The following is a 19,045-nucleotide window of genomic DNA, read 5'->3' as shown; positions in this document are numbered from 1 at the left end:
GGATGCGTACGGTCACACCTTCCGGTAGCCGTACGCCTCCTCCGCCGCCGCCACCACCGCGTCCAGATCGGCCCCGGCGGCCGCCGTGACCACCGCGGCGACGGCCCCCTCGACGAACGGCGCGTCCACGAGCCTGGTCCGCTCCGGGAGTTCGTCCCCCTCGGCCAGCAGCGCCTTCACCGTCAGCACGGCGCTGCCGATGTCGACCAGCACCGCCACCCCCGCCCCCCGGTCCACCTCGTGCGCGGCGCGGGCGGTGAGCTCCGAACTGGTGCCGAGGCCGCCGTCCGCGGTGCCGCCGGCCGCCGCCACCGGCACGCCGTCGCCCGCGCCGGCCAGCCTCCTGGCGAGGTCGGCGACCGACGCGGCGACCTGCGCGCTGTGCGAGACCAGGACGATCCCGACCACGCCGGTCATCGCGCGGCCTCCTCGAGGGTGCCGATCAGCAGGGCGGAGGACGTCGCCCCCGGATCCTGGTGCCCGACGCTGCGCTCGCCCAGATAGCTCGCGCGGCCCTTGCGCGCCAGCATCGGCACGGTCGCGGCCGCGCCGCCCTCCGCGGCCTCGCGCGCGGCAGCGAAGGACTCGTCCAGCGCCACCGCCGCCGGCTCCAGCGCGTCCAGCATCGTCTTGTCCCCGGCCTTCGCGCCGCCCAGCTGGGCCACCGCCGCGATCCCCGCGCGCAGCGCCTCGGCGAGCTGCGCCCGCGACACCCCGGCCTCGTCGCCGAGGGCCTTGCCCGCGCGCCGCAGCAGCGTCCCGTACAGCGGCCCCGAAGCCCCGCCGACCGTCGAGATCAGCTGCCGCCCGGTCAGCATCAGTACGGCACCGGGGGTGTCCGGCGCGTCCTTCTCCAGCGCGGCCGTCACCGCCGTGAAACCCCGCTGCATATTGGTCCCGTGGTCGGCGTCCCCGATCGCGGCGTCGAGCTCGGTGAGCCGCGCCGCCTCCCGGTTCACCGCCTGGGCGAGGGCGTTCATCCAGCGGAGGAAGAACTCCGCGTCGAGCACCGCGTCTCCGTCTCGTGGCACGTCGGCTCCCTTGTGCGCGTCGTCGCGGCCCGCGGACGCGGCACCGCCGTCGCCGGCCGGGCCGGGCATGGCTCAGCGGCCCCAGCGCAGGGCGGGCGTCTCCACGGGGGCGTCCCACAGCCGCAGGATCTCCTCGTCCGCCTCGCACAGGGTCACCGAGCAGCCCGCCATGTCGAGCGAGGTGACGTAGTTCCCGACCAGGGTCCGGGCCACCGGCACACCGCGCTCGGCCAGCACCCGGTGGACCTCCGCGTTGAACCCGTACAGCTCCAGCAGCGGTGTCGCGCCCATGCCGTTGACCAGGGCCAGCACCGGACTGGACGGCCGGAGGTCGTCGAGGACCGCCTCCACGGCGAAGTCCGCGATCTCCCGCGAGGTCATCATCGGCCGCCGTTCACGGCCGGGTTCGCCGTGGATGCCGATTCCCAACTCCAGCTCGCCGGACGGCAGGTCGAACGTCGGGGTGCCCTTGGCCGGGGTGGTGACGGCGCCGAGCGCGACACCGAAGCTGCGCGACCGCTCGTTGACCCGGCGGGCGACGGCCTCGACCCGCTCCAGCGGGGCGCCCTCCTCGGCCGCGGCGCCCGCGATCTTCTCCACGAAGAGCGTGGCGCCCGTGCCGCGCCGGCCCGCCGTGTACAGGCTGTCCTGGACGGCCACGTCGTCGTTGACGAGCACCTTGGCCACCTGGACGCCCTCGTCCTCGGCGAGCTCCTGCGCCATGTCGAAGTTCAGCACGTCGCCGGTGTAGTTCTTCACCACGAAGAGCACACCCGCCCCGCTGTCCACCGCCGCCGCGGCCCGGGCCATCTGGTCCGGTACCGGGGACGTGAAGACCTCGCCGGGGCACGCCGCCGAGAGCATCCCGACCCCCACGAACCCGCCGTGCAGCGGCTCGTGCCCCGACCCGCCGCCGGACACCAAACCCACCTTGCCCGCGACCGGGGCGTCGCCCCGGACCACGACCCGGTTCTCCACGTCGACGTTCAGCCCGGGATGCGCAGCGGCCAGGCCGCGCAGGCCGTCCGCGACCACCGTCTCGGGGACGTTGATGAGCATCCTCATGGGAACCTCCTGATGAGACTGGCGACGAGCACTCCGGACGGTGTCCTCTCAGGCGGGCCGTGGCGGAACGCGCCGCACACCCTCTGCCAGTATCGGCGCAAACGGCCCGCCCGGCACCGCGCTCCCGCGAATCCGGCGGCATGGTCCGCGGGACCGGCCGGAGGTCCCGCGGCGGTGGCCGTCCGGCGGGTGGTCGGTGGTGCGGGACGGGCGTCCGGCGGGCGACCGTGGGTGCGGGGCGGCCGTCCGGCGGTGGTCGGTGGTCGGCGGTGGTGGCGGTGCGCGGCGGGCGTCCGGCGGTGGTCGGTGCTGCACGGCGGCCGCCCGTCGGGTGATCAGTAGCGCAGGGCGCTCGCGATACCGCCCATCCCCGCAAGGGTGCCGTCCGGTACGAAGCGCACATCCGCCCCCGTGTCCAGGGACTTCTCGACGATCTCGTCCACGACGTCGACCAGCGCGTCCAGGTCCCCGGGCTCGGCGGGCAGGAGGTGTCCGCCGGTGTCCCGCACGGTCTCCCGGTAGTTCTCCTCCACGGCGAGCAGCGCGACCCGGCCCGTCTGCACGTTCTGGTGGATCTCGTCCACCCCGGCGGCGAACGCCCGCCTGCCCCTGGCCCGGTCCAGCTCCTCCAGCACGCCGGAGACCTCCTGCTCGGCGCGCGCCTCGACGAACGGGCGCACCGCCTGCCAGACCGCGTCGGCGGACCGCCCGGCCACCCCGCCCCGCGGCACATGGACGGCCTGGCCCTTGGCGGCCGTGCCGACGTCGTCCAGCAGCGCGAGCGCCGCGGGTTCGCCGGTCACGTACAGCGGCCGCGGATCCGACTTGAGCACCGAGGCGAGCGCCGTGTCGGCCTCCCGCAGGAAGTGCCGGGTGGCCTCGTCCATGAAGGCGCTCGGCACGTCGCCGATCTGCTCCTGGCGCTCGGCGTCGAAGTTCTCGGCGCTGCGCGACATCGGGAAGGGCCCGGCGTGGTCCTCGGTGACCCGGTCCGCCGTACCGCTCCAGAGCGACGCGCGGTCGGAGGCGACCGCGAGGACCCAGAACGGGCGCTCCGCGGCCTGCGCCGAGACGAGATTGCGGGTCAGGTACGTGTCCGAGAACACCACCCGCTCGGGCACGGGACGCCCCAGCGTCCAGACCTCGTGCTCACCCGGAGCCGCGAAGACCACGAGTCCGTCCTCCGCGTGCGCCAGGTCGATCTCGCCCAGCGCCCGGTCGAGCTGCTCGGACACGTCCATCCGGGTCTCGCGGGTGACGGCCGGGTCGGCCCTGAGCTGCTCCTTGGCCTCGGCCATCAGATTGCGCAGCCGGACCGGGTCCTGCGCGTTGTCCGGCTCGCGGCGGTGTGTGGGCATCAGGACCGACACCGCGGGATAGGGCCGCTGCCGGCGCAGCCGGACCAGGTCGTCGGAGTTGAGGGCTGGGTGCATCGGGACCACCCTTTCCGAGCACGCGTGCACTGGAGGGCCGGGCTGTCCGCACCGGAGTGCGACGAGCTGAAACCGACTCCTTGCACCATAAGTCCGATCGTCTGCGCGGGCACCAGGACCGGGGCGGGCCGGCGGTGCGGCGGCCGGGCCCGGGTGCCCGCCGGGTACGGGGGGTGTCGGGGTGCCGGCCGCCGCGTACGGATGCGGGGGTGCGGGGTGCCGCCGCACGGCGCCCGTGTGCCCGGTTGCCCGGGTGCCCAAGTACGCCGGGTGCCCGGGTCCCCGAGTGCGCGGAGGCCGGGTGCCCGCGTGCCCGCCGTCGCGCAGCCCACCCACGCGGGTGCCCGTCGCCTCACACTGCGGTCACCAGCCGGTCGGCGACCGTCCTCGCCCGCGGGCCCATCAGGATCGTGTAGTGGTTGCAGTCCGGGACCGCTTCGGCCGTCAGCCGGGGCGCCCGGGCCGTCCAGCGCTCGACCAGCTCGGCGGAGAGGATGCCTGGCTCCGTCCCCGTCATCCCGCGGGGCGCGTGGAGCAGCCTCGCGGGCACCGTGAGCCGCGTGAGGTCCTCGCCGAAGGCCGCACCCGAGGTGAGCAGCTCGCGGCCGTCCCGGCGGACCGGCCCTTCCTGGGCGCGGGAGCGACGGGCGCCGGCGGGGCCCGTGATGTCGTAGCGGACGTACGACTCGATGTCGTCGTTCCACTCCGGTCCGAGGGCGGGATGGGCGCGGAAAAGATCCACGTACGCCTCGTCGGTGCGGAACGTCCGGGACAGCCTGGCCAGTATCGGCCCCATCGACGCGTCGAGCAGGGCGTCCGGATCGGCCCCCTCCGCGACCGGGATCGGCAGTCCCCCGTCGACCAGCAGCAGCCGGTCGAAGAGCTCCGGTCGGCGCGCCGCGGCCCGCAGCGCGACGCACGCCCCCATCGACTGGCCCGTGACCGCGACGGGCGCTCCGTCCCCCCAGCGCTCGGCTGCGGCGCACAGGTCGGAGGCGTGGGCGTCCAGACCGTACGGCCCCGGGGCGTCCGCGCTGCCGCCCCGGCCCCGCAGGTCGAGGGCGAACAGCGACCAGTCCGGGGGCAGATGCCGGGCGACCCCGCGGAACGACATCCCGGACGCGGTGATGCCGTGCGCGGCGACCGCCGTGCGCGGCCCCGAACCGAACCGGAGGACGCGCAGCGCCCCGCCGTCCACGGGGAGTTCGAGCTCGACGGGGTCGGTCATCCGGTGGTACCTCCTGAGTGGTCGTCATGCCGGCGGGCTGCCGGGAAGGTCCTGCGGCCCATCGGTTCGCCGGACGGCCCTGGCCGTCCTGCGGTGCCTGGCCGTCCTGCGGTGCCGCCCGGCGAGTCGCCGGTCGCCGGTCACCTGACCATTCTGGAGGCACCGGCGCGGTCGGCGCCCCGAGCCGGAGCCTCGACGGCCGGTTCACGCAGACCCGTTGACTTCCGCGGCCGAGCATTGGTTCAGTGGCTCATCCACTGAGCCACCGGGAGGCACGGCGTGAAGACACTGCCCCGCGAGACGATCGTCGACGTCCTGGAGGGCCGGCTGCGGGAGGACATCCTCACCGGCCGCCACCCGGCGGGCAGCTATCTGCCACCGGAACGCACCCTGGCCGACGGCTACGGCGTCACCCGCACCACCCTCAAGCACGCCTTCGGCCGGCTCGTCCAGGCGGGACTGCTGGAGACCCGGCACGGAGTGGGCACCCGGGTGAGGGACTTCGCCCGGCTCGGCGGAGCCGATCTGCTGCCCATGCTCGTGAGCCACGACGCGCGCTGGGTGCACGAGGTCTTCGAAGTGCGCCGCAGCGTCGGCGCGTTGATCGCCGAGCGCGCCGCCGTGCGGGCCACCGCCGAGCAGCGGGCCGAACTGGGCACGTTGCTGGCGGCGGTGCGCGCCGCCGCGAGCGGAGACGCCGTGCAGCTCGCGGACATCGAGGTGCACCGGGCGCTCGCCCGCGCCACCGGCAACCGCGTCTACGGCCTCCTCACCAACACGCTCTTCAACGCCTACCTGCCCGTGCGCGCCGCGCTCGTCGGCCCGTTCACGGACGCCGAGGCGGCCCACGCGCGACTGGAACCCGTGGTGACGGCCGTGGGCGCCGGTGACGCGCGCGCCGCGAGGCGGGCCGCCGAGGCCTACCTCGCCGAAACCGAACGGATCATGCTGGAGGGCCTCGCATGAGCACGGGCGGGAACGCCGAGGGCGCAGGCGCGGGTCCGGCGGGTGCCATCGCCGCAGCCGCGGCCACCGCGACGGCCGTGCCCTCGACGGCCACCCGGAGCGCGCCGGGCGGCGCTGGCCGGCGCGGCACCGTGTTCGGCGAGACCATGCTCGGCACCGTCCTGCTCGAACGCGAGGACCGCGCCCGCCGCATCCGCCTCGACCTCCGGGTGGCGGCGGACCGCGTCATGCGTCCGTTCGGCACGACCGCCGCCCGGGCGAGCGGCCGCGTCCGCGTCGCCGGATGGGCCGACGACACGCATGCCGAGGGCGAGTTGGAGATCTCCCCGCTCGCCCGGCGCCGCATCCGCTACCGGATCTCCTTCACGGCGGAGGGCCGCCGGTTCATGCTCGACGGCTGGAAGTCCATCACCCCGCGCAGACCGGTCGCCTCGCTGACCGTGCTGCCCTTCACCCTCTACGAGGACGGTACGCGGGCGGGCCGGGGCACCCTGCGCTTCCCCGTGGCCACGCAGCTTCCGCCCTTCCTCGCGAGCTTCCGCTTCCCCCGCGCCACCGGGAGCGCCGAGACGCTGACGGCGCCCCGCTGGCAGGGCGAGCCGGGGCGCACCGAGGTCTGGTACACGACGCTCACCGACCCGGCGACCGGCACCGGTCTCTGGCTCCACCACGAACTCGTCGCGCCCGCCGACGGATCCGAGCCGTACGCCCACGGCTGGGCCGCGGTGTTCCCGAAGGACGGGCCGGTGCGCCACGCACGCTTCGGCCCCGCCGGCTGGACGCCCGGAGCGGCCGGCTTCCGTGCCGCGGGCGTCGAGGCCGCGCCCGGACGGCTGACCGGTTCGGCCGGCGCACTGCGCTGGGACCTGGCCGAACAGGCCGCGGACGCACCGCTGTTCACCTTCCCCGGGTGGTCCTGGCGCAGGCCGCTGCTCCCCGCCGCGCAGATCCTCCCGGCCGCGCGCGCCTCGTACGACGGGACCTTCTCGTACGACGGCACCACCCTGACGCCCACCGCCGCCCCCGGCGCCTCCGCGCGGATCTACGGGCACGGCAACGCCCGCCGCTGGGCCTGGCTCCACGCCGACCTGGGCGGCGGCGACGTACTGGAGATCGTCGCGGCGGTCTCCATGCGGCCGGGGCTGCGCCGACTTCCGCCCCTGGTGTTCCTGCGCCTGCGCCGCGGCACCCGCACCTGGCCGCGGCGGGCGGAGCGGTCGGCCGTGGGCTGGGCCGGGCTCGGCCGGTTCCGCGCCGCCATCGGCCTGCCCGTGTGGACCGTCAGCGGTCGCGCGGGGCTGCGCCGGATCAGGGTCGAGGTCACCCAGCCGGAGGACCGCACCATCGCACTCGACTACACCGATCCGGACGGCTCGCGCGCCGTCTGCCGCAACAGCGAACGCGCCGGCGCCCACGTCCTGCTGGAGCGCTGGTGGTTCGGCGGCTGGCGTACCGAGGCCGAGTGGACCCTGGACGGCACCGCACACGCCGAGGTGGGGACCCGATGACCCTCACCGGCCTCGCCGCCTCCCTCATCGGCGACGACGGCACCGACGGCTGGCCGGCCCGGGTGCCCGCACGGCTGGACGCCGTGCTCGACTCGCTGCCCCTGCCGGCGCGCGCCGCGGTGCGCGCGGCCGCCCTCGCCGCCGGCGCCTACGCCGTCGTCCGCACCGGCCGCGGTCTCGCCGCCCTCACCCCCGGCGAACGGGAGTCCGTCCTGGCCTCCCTGGCCGCGCGCCCCGCGCTGCTGCCCCTGCTCGACGTGCTCAAGGTGCCCGTCCTGCTCGCCGCCGGCACGGAGCAGATGCTCCAGCGGCCGCCGCGGGTCCCGCCGCTGGTGCGGACGGACCCGCCGCTGGACTGCACCCCCGCCGGGGAGTGGCCGGACCGCTCCGTCGCCGACGCCGTGGTCGTCGGCTCCGGCGCGGGCGGCGCCATGGCCGCGAGGACCCTCGCCCGCGCCGGGCTCGCCGTCGTCGTCCTCGAGGAGGGCCGGCACCACTCCACTGCCTCCTTCGCCGGGCGTCCCCCGCTCGAACGGTTCGCCGAGCTGTATCGCGGCGGCGGCGCCGGCGTCGCCCTGGGCCGCCCCCCGCTGCTGCTGCCCGTCGGCCGGGCCGTCGGCGGCACCACCGTGGTCAACTCGGGGACCTGCTACCGCACACCCGACCATGTCGCCGAACGCTGGACCAGGGACTTCGGGTTCGCCCTCGCCGAACGCCTCGGACCCTGCCTCGACGAGACCGAACGCACCCTGAACGTCGCGACCCAGCCGCTGGACGTACTCGGCGGCAACGGCCGGACCGCCCTCGCCGGGGCCGAGCGCCTCGGCTGGCGGGCCGCTCCGCTGCGGCGCAACGCGCCCGGCTGCCTGGGCTCCTGCCAGTGCGTCGTCGGCTGCCCGACCGGGGCCAAGCAGAGCGTGCAGCTCTCCGTGCTGCCCGATGCCTGTGCCGCGGGGGCGCGGATCGTCACCGGGGCCCGGGTGCGGCGCGTCCTGGTGGACGCGGACCGCCCCGGCGGACCCCGCGCCGCGGGAGTCCGCGTACGGCGCGAGGACGGCGGCGAGTTCGAGATCCTCGCCCCGCTGGTCGTCGTCGCCGCGGGCACCCTCCAGTCACCTCCGCTGCTGCGGCGCTCGGGGCTCGGGCGGCATCCGAGACTGGGGCGCAACCTCAGCGTCCACCCCGCCACCAGCGTCGCCGGGCGGTTCGACGAGCCCGTCACGGCCTGGGAGGGCGTGCTCCAGAGCGTCGGCGTGGAGGAGCACCGCGACGGCGGCGTGCTCATCGAGGCGACGGCGACCCCACCCGGCATGGGGTCGTTCGTGCTGCCGGGACTCGGCCGTGAGCTGCGACGGGAACTGGAGAGCGCCGACCGGCTCGCCACCCTGGGCGCGATGATCGCCGACCGGCCCTCGGGCCGGGTCCTGGGGCGCGATCGCACCCTGCTGCGCTACGACCTGGACCGGCGGGACGGCGCCCGGCTGATGCGCGCGGTACGCGCCATGGGGGAGATCCTGTTCGCGGCCGGGGCCCGGGAGGTCCTCACCGGCATCCCCACCGCGCCGCGTGCCCGCGACCTCGCCGGACTCGACGCGATCCTCGCCGGTGCGGGGCCCCGGGAACTGCATCTGTCCGCGTACCACCCCACCGGCACCGTCGCGGCGGGCTCCGATCCGCAGCGCTCCCCGGCGGACGCCACCGGGCGGCTGCGGGGCGCGGCGGGCGTGCTGATCGCCGACGCCTCCGTGCTGCCCTGCTGCCCCGAGGTGAACCCGCAGCTGAGCGTGATGGCCGCCGCGCTGGCCGTCACCGAGGCGCATCTGGAGCGGTGAGCGCGCCCCCGCCGGGTGGGAGGGGGCCGGGAGGTGCTCGCCGGGTGGGAGCGGGCCGGGTGGTGGGCTGGGTCAGGACTCCATGACGGGTGGCTACGGGTGGCTACGGGTGGGGCTGGGACGGGCGGCTCCATGGCGGGTGGATCTGTGACGGGTGGATCTGTGACGGGTCCGGGATCGGGAGAACGGCGATCTCGAACAGGCGGAACGTGTCCCCGCCCGCACGGTTCGACCCCCGATGCCGCTCGGCCACCTGACCCCGGCCGACCTCCCCGCGCCCGGCCCGACCCTCCGCCGGCGGCGCTCGCCTCGCGGAACCGCGCGCGGTCGCGCAGCGTGGATGACGGGGTCCGCAAGAAGGGTGGAACGGCATGAGTACGAGCGATCCGGCTCCGCGCGTGGTCGTGGGCATCGACGGCTCGCCCTCGTCGTACGCCGCGCTGCGCTGGGCCGTCCGGCACGCCGGTCTGATCGGAGCGACGGTGGACGCGGTGGCCGCGTACGAACTGCCGGGCGCGCACGGCTGGTCGGCCCCCGCGGTCGACACGGAGTTCGACGCGGGTGAGGCCAAACGGGGTCTCGTGGAGGAAGTGCGCAAGGTCCTCGGCGAGACGGGCGAGACCCAGGTCCACGAGCGGCTGGTGCACGGCAACCCCGCCGAGGCCCTGCTGGCTGCGGCCGAGGGGGCCGAACTGCTGGTGGTGGGCTCCCGCGGCCGCGGCGGGTTCGCCCGGATGCTCCTCGGCTCGGTGAGTCAGCAGGTCAGCCAGCACGCGCCCTGCCCCGTGGTGATCGTCCGCCCGGATGTGAAGGTGGGCGGCGCCGCGGCCGGCACGGACTGACGCGCAGGGACGGCCGCCCCGGCACGAGGCCGGCCGGTCCGTGATCCCGTGCGGTCGGCTCGGCCCGGCACCCGGGGCCCTCGAAGCCGCGGGCGCCGTAGCCGCGGGCCGTCCCGTTGCACCCCGGTCCGGTCCCTCCTGGTCCGGTGCGCCCCGGTCCGGTGCGCCCCGGGGCGGTGGGCGCTGGTCCGGTGGGGCGCGTCTCCGGTCCGTTCGGCGGTGTCAGGCTCATGCCCGGCCGCCCTCCCCGCGGCCGCCACCCTCCCGCTCTCCGGCCTCGCCGCCCCGCTCCACGTCGCCACCGCTCTCCCTGCCCTCCCCCTGCCCCTCCCCGTTCCCGTCACCGTCGCCGACCCCATCGCCATCGCCATCGCCATCGCCGTCGTCGCCGGTGCCGTCCCGCTCCCGGGCCGGTCGTCCGCCGGGCAGCTGACGGGTGAAGGGGAACGCCGCGAGCGTCACCCCGGAAGCGGCCAGGATCGCCACCTTGAGGCTGCCGAGCTGCGCCTCGGCGTACGAGGACACCAGCGCGTCCACCTCGGCGGGGGGCAGTGCCGCCTGCTCGGCCGCGGCCCGCACCTGCTCGGTGCCCACGAAGCTGACCCCCGCCTCGACGGCGATGCCGGTCTGCCGGCGGGCGGCGTCCGAGACGCGGGGGTCGTCCTCGATCTGCGTGGTGAACACGCCCACCAGCGCGCCGATCAGGATGGAACCCATGAGCGCGGTTCCCAGGGAGGACCCGAGGTTCTGGGCCGTGTACTGCAGACCTCCGGCCTCGCTCCGGTCCTCCTCCCCGACGCCGGACTGCACCACGTTGCCGAGCTGCGAGGCGAGGAGTCCCATGCCCAGGCCGAGCACGGCCATCGACAGCGCGAACTGGACGTCGTCGAGCTGCGGCTCGATCGCGGCCAGCAGCCAGAGTACGGAGGCGAACAGGACGAGCAGGCCGATCCGCACCACGGCCCGCGGGCCCGCGATCCTGCCGAGCAGCGGCCCGCTCAGCGAGGCCACGAGCATGGTGACCGAGACGGGCAGCAGCCTGACGCCGGTCTGGAAGGCGTCGAAGCCGAGAACGACCTGCAGGTAGAGGGGAATGACGAAGAACAGGCCGAGCAGCACGAGGTTCTGGCACAGCAGCATGGCCAGCCCGGCACGCAGCGGGGGGATGCCGAACAGGGAGAACCGTACGAGCGGATCCCGGTGCCGCGCCTCCCGGTGGCGTTCCCACGCCCGGAACAACCCGAGCGCGACCGCCCCCGCGGCGATGACGGCGAGGGTCGGTGCGAAGCCGAACACCGTGAACGGGGCGTTGCGCGGCCACACCCACCCCCAGGAACTGCTCTGCAGCACACCCAGGACCACCAGCCCGAGGCCGACGGCCGACAGCGCGGCACCGACGCCGTCGATCCGCACCCGGGGCCCGGTGGCGGGGCGGTCGTCGATCCAGCGGACGCAGCACAGCAGGGCCAGGACCACGACGACCTCACCGGCGAAGACCAACCGCCACGTCAGATAGGTCGTCACCCATCCTCCGAGCAGTGGTCCCACCGCGATGCCGGCGCCGGCGAGCCCGCCGACGACGCCGTAGGCGACGGCGCGGTCGCGACCGCGATAGGAGCCCGCCACGAGGGCGGCCAGCGCGGGCAGCACCAGCGCCGCGCCGACACCCTCGACGACCGACCAGCCGGCCGCCAGCACCCACAGCGCCGGGGCGACCGCCGTGATCGCGGAGCCCACGCCGTAGACGGCCAGGCCCACCGCGAACGTACGGCGTCGCCCGAACGCGTCCCCCAGCCGTCCGCCCGTGATCATGAAGGCGGCCATGACCAGGGCATACAGGGTGATCACGGCCTGGATCGCGGTGACCTCCGTGTCGAAGTCCTCGACCAGGCGGCTGATCGACACGTTCATCACCGAGGTGTCCAGCACCATCAGGAACTGGGCCGTCCCCAGCACCAGGAGAGCTCGCCACCGCCGCATGGCCGCACCTCCGGCAGTCGGCACGAGAGGGAGCGTCCAGCTCAGCGTCCCAGCCGCGGTGACGGTGCGCGACCGCGGGTGGCGACCGTACCGGCAGGGGGACCCTGCCCGGCCGGCCGCCTTGTTGTCCGGCCTGCCTTGTCGTCCGGCGCGCCCTGTTGAACTGCGCGCCCCGTGCCCGGCCGGTGTGCCGCACGGTCGCGCGGGCGCCCGCGGGCGGGGGATCCTGGAACCCGGGCCGGCGCCCCGGACGGTGACGTCGACGGTCGTCGCCCCGGTGCCCCGGTGCCCGGGGCGAGCCGGCCCGGCGGCGCGGCCCGCACGGGCGAGGAGGTACGCGATGACACGGACGCTGGAATGGCAGGTGCGCATGTACCTGTCCGAGGAGGACGGCACGACCAGGGCCAGGATGGTCCTGGACACCGGTACGGCGAAACTCACGGGCCGGGGGACGGCGCGCTGTAATCCGCAGGACGTGGACGTCCCGGAGATCGGCGACGAACTCGCGGCGAGCCGGGCCATGAGCGACCTCGCCCGCCAGCTGATGCGGGTGGCGGACCAGGACCTCGAGGCGGTGGGCGCGGGGCCCGGGAACACGGTCTCGGCCCCCTACGGCTGGCCCTCGGCCTGACGGGCCTGACGGGCCTGACGGGCCTGACGGGCCCGACCGGCGTGATCGGTCCGCCGGGCGGGCCGGTGCCGGCCCGCCGGTGCCGCCGGTGTCCGTGCGGCCGGGCCCGGCGCGCCCTGGCGGTACCCGTCGCCCGGTGATTCCATGGAAGTGACGGAAAGGGCTCGTACAGAGGACGCGGAGAAACGGTCGGAACGCTCACCGCGCAATCAGGATCCACGAGAAGTGGATGGGCCCTTTCCGCCTTCCGTGTGCGCCGGGAGGCAGGCGGGAGAGGCGGCGCGGAGGTCGGCCCGTACGGGCTCCTGCGGGCCGCCCGCCTTCGCCGGGACGGCGGGGCGACGGCGCGTGGCGGGGCATGACTGTCGGACTCCGGCGGAGGTGTCATGGGCGGCGACGTCCGGAGCGATGAAGGCCGGAGCGAAGAGGGCCGTAGCGAACAGGGCCGGGGCGAAGAGGGCCGAAGCGTAGAAGGCCGGAGCGGAGAGGGCCGGAGTGAGGGTGGCGTCCCCCGGCTGAGGCTGGACGAGCTGCTCGAAGAGCTCCAGGTCCGCATCGACGAGGTGCGCGGCACCAGGGACAGGCTCAACGGCCTGCTGGGGGCCGTCCTCTCGGTGGGCCGGGGGCTGGACCTCTCGCAGGTGCTCCGAGAGATCGTGGAGGCGGCCGTCGTCCTCGTCGACGCCGAGTACGGGGCCCTCGGCGTGATCGGGGAGGACAAGCGCCTGGCGCAGTTCCTGCCGGTGGGCATCAGTGACGAACTGCGCGGGCGGATCGGGGACCTGCCTTCCGGACACGGACTCCTCGGCGAACTCATCCGGCATCCCGCGCCGCTGCGGCTCGCCGAACTCGCCGACCACGAGGCGTCCGCCGGCTTCCCCGACCACCACCCTCCGATGCACTCGTTCCTCGGGGTGCCCATCAGGGTGCGCGACGAGGTGTTCGGCAACCTCTACCTGACCGAGAAGCGCGGCGGGGCCTCGTTCGACGACGAGGACGAGGCGGTGCTGACGACGCTCGCCGTGGCGGCCGGAATCGCCATCGAGAACGCCCGGCTGTTCGAGGAGACCCGCTTTCGCGAGCAGTGGCTCGCCGCGAGCGCCGAGTGCACCAGCGCCCTGCTGTCCGGCGCCTCGGAGTCCGAGGTGCTGGAGATGATGCTCGACCGGGCACGCCGGATCTCCAGCGCCGACCTCGGGCTGGTCTACCTCACCGAGCCGGACGGGAACCTGTCCTGCGCCCACGCGCACGGCGAGGGCGCCGGGCGCCACCTCGGCATGGTGCTGCCGCCCGGCGAGGGCACGCTCGCCAGGGCGGCCCTGCTCAGTGGCAACGGCCTGATGACGACGCCCGACGTGGCCCGCGACCCCCGTGTCACCTACCTGCCGGAGAGCTGGCGGGACTTCGGCCCCGCGATGGCGGTTCTGGTGGGCGACCCGGACAAGCTGCGCGGCGTACTCATACTGGCCCGTGCCGCGGGCCGCGCTCCGTTCGGTGACACGGAGACCGCCCCCCTCTCCGGGTTCGCCGGACAGGCTGCCCTCGCCATGGAACTGGCCGACCGGCGCCGGGAGGCCGAACAGGTCAGCTTGCTGGCCGACCGCGACCGCATCGCCCGGGACCTTCACGACCTCGCCATACAGCGGCTGTTCGCGACGGGGATGACGCTGCAGAGCGCCGAGCGGTTCGTGGACCATCCGGTGGCGGCGGAACGGCTCGAGCGCGCCATCGACGACCTCGACTCCACGATCAAGATCATTCGTTCGACGATCTTCGGACTCCGTGAGCACGAGACCGACGGGACGCTGCCGGGCCTCAGGGCGCGCGCCGTACGGGCAGTCGAGCAGGCCACTCCGGCCCTCGGCTTCGCTCCCGCCCTGCGGATGGAGGGCCTCATCGACACCGAGGTGCCGCGCCGGGTCGCCGACGAGGCCGTCGCGGTGCTCGGCGAGGCGCTGGCCAACGTCGCCCGTCACGCCCGGGCCTCGAAGACGGAGGTCACCATCGCGGCGCACGGGGGCCGGCTGTCCGTCACCGTCGCCGACGACGGCATCGGCATCCCGCCGCACGGCCGCCGCAGCGGACTGCGCAACATGGCCGAACGCGCCGAGAGGCTGTCCGGGGAGCTCCTCACCACCCGCGGAGCCGCCGGCGGCACCCGGCTGGTGTGGTCCGTACCCCTGCCCGGGAACGGCTGAGGGGGAAGCCGACCGTCCGAAAGGGAGCCGACCGTCCGAAGGGGACCCGACCGTCCGAAGGGGACCCGACCGTCCAGGGGGAAGCCGTCTCCCAAGGAAGCCGACCGTGGAAGAGGCAGCGGGGCGTGGCAAGGAGAAGCGGGCCGTGGCAGGAGAAGGGTGCCGTGGCAGGGAACCGGGCCGTCCGGCAGGAGGTCGACCCTCCCCGCCGGCGCGCACGCCGGGGCGTCAGCCGCGCGGTCCGTCGTGCTCGTGGGCCTGTGCGGCGATGACCGCTGCCTGGACGCGGCGCTCCACGCCCAGCTTGGACAGCAACCGCGAGATGTGGTTCTTGACGGTCTTCTCCGAGAGGTAGAGCCGTTTGCCGATCTGGCGGTTCGTCAGGCCCTCGCCGATCAGGTCGAGCACCTCGCGCTCCCGCTCCGAGAGCGCCGCGAGGCGTGCGTCCTCGGCCGGCTGGGCGCTCTCGGGGGTGCGGAGCGAGTGCATCAGCCGTGCGGTGGTCGAGGGATCGAGCATCGACTTGCCCGTCGCCACCGTCCGTACGGCGGAGATCAGGTCGGACCCCTTGATCTGCTTGAGCACATACCCGGCGGCCCCGGCCATGATCGCGTCGAGCAGCGCGTCCTCGTCGTCGAAGGACGTGAGCATCAGACAGGCGAGCTCCGGGATCCGGGAGCGCAGTTCGCGGCACACGGTGACGCCGTCGCCGTCGGGCAGCCGGACATCCAGGACCGCGACGTGGGGGCGCAGCGCGGGGCCGCGGGCGAGGGCCTGCTCGGCGGTGGCTGCCTCGCCGACCACCGCTATGTCGGGTTCCGCGTCGAGCATGTCGTGCAGCCCGCGACGGACCACCTCGTGGTCGTCCAGGACGAACACCCTGATGGGCGACTCCTCGGAGAAGACCGGTGCCTCGGACATCTGAGCCCTCCACGTCTGTCGTCCCACCCCGCCTCACCCGGTCGCATCGACCAGCGGACGCGGCAACGGGGCCGTCCCGCTCGCCGGTGGTCCGCCTTCCCGCCGCTCCTTCCTCGTCCCCAGGTTTCCTCGTCCCCAGGTTTCCTCGTCCCTAGGTCTGGTCCCTAGGTCCGGTCCCCGGGCCCGGTTCTCGGGTCCGGTTCCCGGGCGTCGTCCCAGGTCCTCGTCCCCCGGTACGCCTATCCCGTAGGCCCGCGCCGGAACCACGGGCGGTCCGCCAGGCGGGCACCCGGCCGGGCCGCCCGGAGCGCCGCCGCCCACCGGGCTCCGCCGCCGTGCGCCTCACCGGACCCGCCGGTGGCAGGGCGGTCAGGGCACCACCGGAGCCCACCCGCTGACGACTTCCCGCTGCACGCGGTCGGCCAGGGAGCCGACCATGGCGGCCAGCGTCGGGGACAGCCCGGTGCCGACCGACGGGTCGGCTCCCTGTACCGCGTACACCACCAGCCGCCCCGGCAGCCTCCCGAGCGTCCGGGAGAGTTCCACGGCCTCGTCCAGCACGGGGTCGTACGGCTCTCCCCGCAGCGGCAGGGCGAGCCCCTGCGCGCCGAACTCCCGGCGGACCACCCTGCCCGGCTCGCCGGGATAGGCGTGCGCGCAGGTCACGACCACCGCCAGGTCGGCGTCGTGCCACAGGCCGACCAGCCTTTTGGGGTCCCCGTTGCAGGTCGCGAGACCGACCACCGGGGGAAGGGGCCGGTCGGCGGCGCGTTCCCGGAGTGCGTCGACGACGGCCCGGCCGACACCGTCGTCACGCCTGGAGTCGCTGCCCAGTCCGATGACCGCGATGCGGGTGCGGAGGTCCATGGCGTGGCTCCCGTCGTGCTCCCCCCTACGCTGGCCCGCCCCGGGCCGGCGCGCATGGGCCGAACGGCCCCATTGGGGGACCACTCCGCCCCGACCGGCGTCCTGACCGGCGTCCCGACCGGCGCGCCGAGGGCCGCCGGCCCGGGACGGCGGCCCCGCGCGTGAGTGCGGGGCCGCCGGAGCATCGGCGCTCCCGGCGTCGTCCTCCTTCCCTGTCTGCCCGGTCCCTTCCGGGCGTCCTGCCCGGCCCGTCCCGGCCTCCTCCCGGCGCCCTCCCCGGGACGCCGCCGCCGGGGACGCCACCGTCGCCACCGGTCGCCACCGCCGCCGCAGCCGTCGTCGTCGTCCGCGTCCGTCTCAGTTGGCCAGCAGCGACTCCAGGACCGCCTCGTCCGGCGGGGTGCTTCCGGCCCGGTTCCCGGAGACGCAGTCCGGGTCGAGGCGGAGCCGCGCCAGTTCCCGTCCGGCGACGCCCCAGGCGTGCCACGACCCCCGTTCCCAGGCCAGCTGCGGCGGGTTGTACCAGCCGTCGCCGAGACCGGAGAGCACCGGCTGGGCCTCGGCGAGACCGGGCCCGATCCGGTACACCAGACCGCCGAAGACGGAGGCGAACACCTGCCCGCGGTGCACGGTCAGCTCGCCGTAGCTCGGCAGCCTCCCGGACCGCAGCACCGTCCGGGTCTCCAGGTCCATGGCGAACCAGGTGCCCGCCAGCCGCTTGTAGACGCCGTACAGCACTCCGTCCAGCACCTCGATGTGCTGCAGGCTCGCGTACCCCTCGATCGGGGCGACCTCCCACAGCACCTTGCGGCGGCACAGGTCGAAGGCGACGATCGTCGCGCTCGGCCGGGCCGGGGTCACGCTCCCGCCGCCCCAGGTGTCGCCGGCGAGGTACACGATGCCGCTGCCCAGCCGGTCGTCCAGGGCCAGGGACATCACGCTCTGGTCCGTGATCACGTCCTGGTACACGGTCAGCCGCCGTCTCACCCGGTCCGCCAGGGTCAGCGCGCCCTTGAGCCGGCCGGCCGGCGGTGCGGACGCGATGAGGAACCGGTCGATCACCCGCGCGTACAGCATGTCCGTCGGCCGCTGCTGGTCGTTGTCGATGAACCCGAGCGACCGGACCTTGCCGCGGTCCGGGTCGAGCTCCAGCACCTCCGTGCTCGGATAGAGCGCCGCGTAGACGCGGTCGCCGGCCGTGCGCAGCTGCTTCGGCTCGCCGGACACCGGGATCCGCCGGCTCGCGCCCTGTGCGGGCCGGTGGGTGGTGATGGAGAAGTGGCCGCCGACGTGCACCGTTCCCGGTCTGCCCAGGGTCAGGGACTGCACGGGATCCGGGCCCGCCATGGCCGTGTCGATCAGCTCCAGCGTGGTCGACCCGCCGCTGTTCGGGTCCAGCCACCACAGCCGGCCGCTGCCGGCGCCGCCCAGCAGCCTGCCGTCCGGGAGCGGGAAGAGCGCCCGGTGCTCGTCCAGCGGTGTGGGCGCGGCGACCGGTACGAGGGTCTCGCCGTCGCGGCGGTAGACCGTGCCCGTCGGCCGTCCGACGCAGTACACCGTGCCGTCGCCGGTCGAGGTGATCGCGTCGACGAGACGCTCCGCGGCCGGTATCGGGATGACCCGCGCGTCGCTCCCGTCCGGCGCCAGGTCCACGATGGACCTGCCGAACCCGCCGACCACCCGTCCGCCCCGGGCGAGCAGGCACGCGGCCCCGCCGTACGGCGTCGGCGTGATGGATCCCTTCGCGCCGGTGGCACGGTCGTACGCGACGATGTGGCCGCGCGGGAGGGTACCCGCGTAGACGTAGCGGTCGTCGGCGGCGATCGCGCGCACGTACTGCTCGCCGGGCATCGCGACACCCAGGTTGCGCAGCGCACCGGTCGCCGGCGAGTACTCCCAGACCTCGCCGCGCGGATAGGTGCCCGCGTACACCGTGCCGTCCGGCGCCGTCGTCAGGCACCAGACGAAACCGCCCGACGGCCCTATCGTGCCGAGCTGCTGCACCGCACCGCTCGCCGGGTCGAAGCGGTAGAGGTCCGGGACGGGGTACGTGCCCACGTACACCTGCCCGCCGGAGACCGTCGCGGCCCAGCCGCCCTCGCCGCGTGCGAGCCGCACCGTCCTCGTGAGCCTCCCCGAACCGAGGTCGATCTCACCGAGCAGCGGCGGGTTCTGACCGCGTGCCACCACGTAGGCGTGACCGCCCAGGACGGTCATGCCGACGATGGCCGCGGTGTACGTCGCTACGCCGTACGTCGAGACCGCCGGACCCGAACAGCGCCCGGCCGTGCCGGCCGGGACCGCGGCGCCGGGTGCGCCCGTGCCGTCGGCGGTGCGGGCGAGAGCCGTGGCCGGGGTGAGTACGGGCCCCACCACCGACGCCGCGACGAGCCCGGCTCCGGCATGCAGTAACCGCCTGCGTTCCATGCGAGCCTCCCAGGAGATGCGGACCGTTGCCTAGAGGATGACCAGCGGCTTCTGCGGAAACACCTTGCCACGAGCGGATTCTGATGCAGTTTCAGCCACTCGCCGGAAGGGAGGAG

The 19,045-nt window shown here is 75.0% G+C and carries 15 protein-coding genes; 6 read left to right on the top strand and 9 right to left on the bottom strand.

Annotated features, from left to right (window positions below):
• Window positions 1-12 precede the first annotated feature (12 nt).
• From DDW44_RS15795 to DDW44_RS15775, 5 genes are all read right to left on the bottom strand, one after another.
• Complete coding sequence (locus DDW44_RS15795; RefSeq protein ID WP_017948298.1) at window positions 13-417, bottom strand: PTS-dependent dihydroxyacetone kinase phosphotransferase subunit DhaM; 405 nt, start codon at window positions 415-417, stop codon at window positions 13-15.
• Window positions 414-1,100 carry a dihydroxyacetone kinase subunit DhaL gene (dhaL, locus tag DDW44_RS15790; protein ID WP_108906842.1) on the bottom strand — a complete coding sequence of 229 codons (687 nt, stop codon included), beginning with the start codon at window positions 1,098-1,100 and terminating at the stop codon, window positions 414-416. The genes DDW44_RS15795 and dhaL overlap by 4 nt, the downstream gene beginning before the upstream one ends.
• 3 nt (window positions 1,101-1,103) lie before the next feature.
• Entirely contained in the window at window positions 1,104-2,096 is a 993-nt protein-coding gene (gene dhaK, locus DDW44_RS15785; RefSeq protein WP_017948300.1) for a dihydroxyacetone kinase subunit DhaK, read from the bottom strand.
• 335 nt (window positions 2,097-2,431) lie between these two features.
• Window positions 2,432-3,529: a baeRF3 domain-containing protein gene (locus tag DDW44_RS15780; RefSeq protein WP_108906841.1), complete on the bottom strand. Its 1,098-nt coding sequence runs from the start codon at window positions 3,527-3,529 to the stop codon at window positions 2,432-2,434.
• Window positions 3,530-3,881: 352 nt separating this feature from the next.
• The gene (locus tag DDW44_RS15775) at window positions 3,882-4,757 is read right to left on the bottom strand and encodes an alpha/beta fold hydrolase (protein WP_108906840.1); all 876 of its coding nucleotides are present in this window, start codon (window positions 4,755-4,757) and stop codon (window positions 3,882-3,884) included.
• A gap of 279 nt (window positions 4,758-5,036) precedes the next feature.
• Between DDW44_RS15775 and DDW44_RS15770 the strand changes: the two genes are divergently transcribed.
• The 4 genes from DDW44_RS15770 (at window position 5,037) to DDW44_RS15755 (ending at window position 9,905) form a co-directional block, all read left to right on the top strand.
• Window positions 5,037-5,723, top strand: a complete 687-nt coding sequence (locus tag DDW44_RS15770) for a FadR/GntR family transcriptional regulator (RefSeq protein ID WP_108906839.1) — start codon at window positions 5,037-5,039, stop codon at window positions 5,721-5,723.
• Entirely contained in the window at window positions 5,720-7,231 is a 1,512-nt protein-coding gene (locus DDW44_RS15765) for a hypothetical protein (protein WP_108906838.1), read from the top strand. The genes DDW44_RS15770 and DDW44_RS15765 overlap by 4 nt, the downstream gene beginning before the upstream one ends.
• Window positions 7,228-9,063, top strand: a complete 1,836-nt coding sequence (locus DDW44_RS15760) for a GMC family oxidoreductase (RefSeq protein WP_108906837.1) — start codon at window positions 7,228-7,230, stop codon at window positions 9,061-9,063. The genes DDW44_RS15765 and DDW44_RS15760 overlap by 4 nt, the downstream gene beginning before the upstream one ends.
• A gap of 371 nt (window positions 9,064-9,434) precedes the next feature.
• Window positions 9,435-9,905: a universal stress protein gene (locus tag DDW44_RS15755; protein ID WP_051077632.1), complete on the top strand. Its 471-nt coding sequence runs from the start codon at window positions 9,435-9,437 to the stop codon at window positions 9,903-9,905.
• 228 nt (window positions 9,906-10,133) lie between these two features.
• On the opposite strand, the gene DDW44_RS15750 is transcribed toward DDW44_RS15755, so the two are convergent.
• Window positions 10,134-11,885 (bottom strand): MFS transporter, encoded by a 1,752-nt coding sequence (locus DDW44_RS15750; RefSeq protein WP_108906836.1) that lies wholly within the window; start codon window positions 11,883-11,885, stop codon window positions 10,134-10,136.
• 340 nt (window positions 11,886-12,225) lie between these two features.
• Here DDW44_RS15750 and DDW44_RS15745 point away from each other — a divergent pair, with 340 nt between their 5' ends.
• Window positions 12,226-12,516 carry a DUF1876 domain-containing protein gene (locus tag DDW44_RS15745; protein ID WP_108906835.1) on the top strand — a complete coding sequence of 97 codons (291 nt, stop codon included), beginning with the start codon at window positions 12,226-12,228 and terminating at the stop codon, window positions 12,514-12,516.
• 386 nt (window positions 12,517-12,902) lie between these two features.
• On the top strand, window positions 12,903-14,714 hold the full coding sequence (locus DDW44_RS15740) for a sensor histidine kinase (RefSeq protein WP_240800621.1): 1,812 nt from the start codon (window positions 12,903-12,905) through the stop codon (window positions 14,712-14,714).
• Window positions 14,715-14,942: 228 nt separating this feature from the next.
• Here DDW44_RS15740 and DDW44_RS15735 read toward each other — a convergent pair whose 3' ends face one another.
• The 3 genes from DDW44_RS15735 to DDW44_RS15725 form a co-directional block, all read right to left on the bottom strand.
• On the bottom strand, window positions 14,943-15,635 hold the full coding sequence (locus DDW44_RS15735; protein ID WP_108906834.1) for a response regulator: 693 nt from the start codon (window positions 15,633-15,635) through the stop codon (window positions 14,943-14,945).
• A 369-nt stretch (window positions 15,636-16,004) separates the two neighbouring features.
• Complete coding sequence (locus tag DDW44_RS15730) at window positions 16,005-16,502, bottom strand: hydrogenase maturation protease (RefSeq protein WP_108906833.1); 498 nt, start codon at window positions 16,500-16,502, stop codon at window positions 16,005-16,007.
• 357 nt (window positions 16,503-16,859) lie between these two features.
• On the bottom strand, window positions 16,860-18,929 hold the full coding sequence (locus DDW44_RS15725) for a PQQ-binding-like beta-propeller repeat protein (RefSeq protein WP_108906832.1): 2,070 nt from the start codon (window positions 18,927-18,929) through the stop codon (window positions 16,860-16,862).
• Between the last annotated feature and the right edge of the window lie 116 nt (window positions 18,930-19,045).

The organism is Streptomyces tirandamycinicus, assembly GCF_003097515.1.
GTDB classification, from domain to species: domain Bacteria; phylum Actinomycetota; class Actinomycetes; order Streptomycetales; family Streptomycetaceae; genus Streptomyces; species Streptomyces tirandamycinicus.
This window is presented reverse-complemented; position numbering and strand designations above follow the sequence as displayed.

Excerpts from the sequence above, each read along its gene's own strand:
- DDW44_RS15750 (WP_108906836.1), bottom strand. The coding sequence starts at position 11,885 with ATGCGGCGGTGGCGAGCTCTCCTGGTGCTGGGGACGGCCCAGTTCCTG.
- DDW44_RS15740 (WP_240800621.1), top strand. The coding sequence starts at position 12,903 with ATGGGCGGCGACGTCCGGAGCGATGAAGGCCGGAGCGAAGAGGGCCGT.
- DDW44_RS15730 (WP_108906833.1), bottom strand. The coding sequence starts at position 16,502 with ATGGACCTCCGCACCCGCATCGCGGTCATCGGACTGGGCAGCGACTCC.
- DDW44_RS15760 (WP_108906837.1), top strand. The coding sequence starts at position 7,228 with ATGACCCTCACCGGCCTCGCCGCCTCCCTCATCGGCGACGACGGCACC.
- DDW44_RS15780 (WP_108906841.1), bottom strand. The coding sequence starts at position 3,529 with ATGCACCCAGCCCTCAACTCCGACGACCTGGTCCGGCTGCGCCGGCAG.
- DDW44_RS15745 (WP_108906835.1), top strand. The coding sequence starts at position 12,226 with ATGACACGGACGCTGGAATGGCAGGTGCGCATGTACCTGTCCGAGGAG.
- DDW44_RS15765 (WP_108906838.1), top strand. The coding sequence starts at position 5,720 with ATGAGCACGGGCGGGAACGCCGAGGGCGCAGGCGCGGGTCCGGCGGGT.
- DDW44_RS15725 (WP_108906832.1), bottom strand. The coding sequence starts at position 18,929 with ATGGAACGCAGGCGGTTACTGCATGCCGGAGCCGGGCTCGTCGCGGCG.
- dhaL (WP_108906842.1), bottom strand. The coding sequence starts at position 1,100 with ATGCCCGGCCCGGCCGGCGACGGCGGTGCCGCGTCCGCGGGCCGCGAC.
- DDW44_RS15735 (WP_108906834.1), bottom strand. The coding sequence starts at position 15,635 with ATGTCCGAGGCACCGGTCTTCTCCGAGGAGTCGCCCATCAGGGTGTTC.
- DDW44_RS15795 (WP_017948298.1), bottom strand. The coding sequence starts at position 417 with ATGACCGGCGTGGTCGGGATCGTCCTGGTCTCGCACAGCGCGCAGGTC.
- DDW44_RS15755 (WP_051077632.1), top strand. The coding sequence starts at position 9,435 with ATGAGTACGAGCGATCCGGCTCCGCGCGTGGTCGTGGGCATCGACGGC.
- DDW44_RS15775 (WP_108906840.1), bottom strand. The coding sequence starts at position 4,757 with ATGACCGACCCCGTCGAGCTCGAACTCCCCGTGGACGGCGGGGCGCTG.
- dhaK (WP_017948300.1), bottom strand. The coding sequence starts at position 2,096 with ATGAGGATGCTCATCAACGTCCCCGAGACGGTGGTCGCGGACGGCCTG.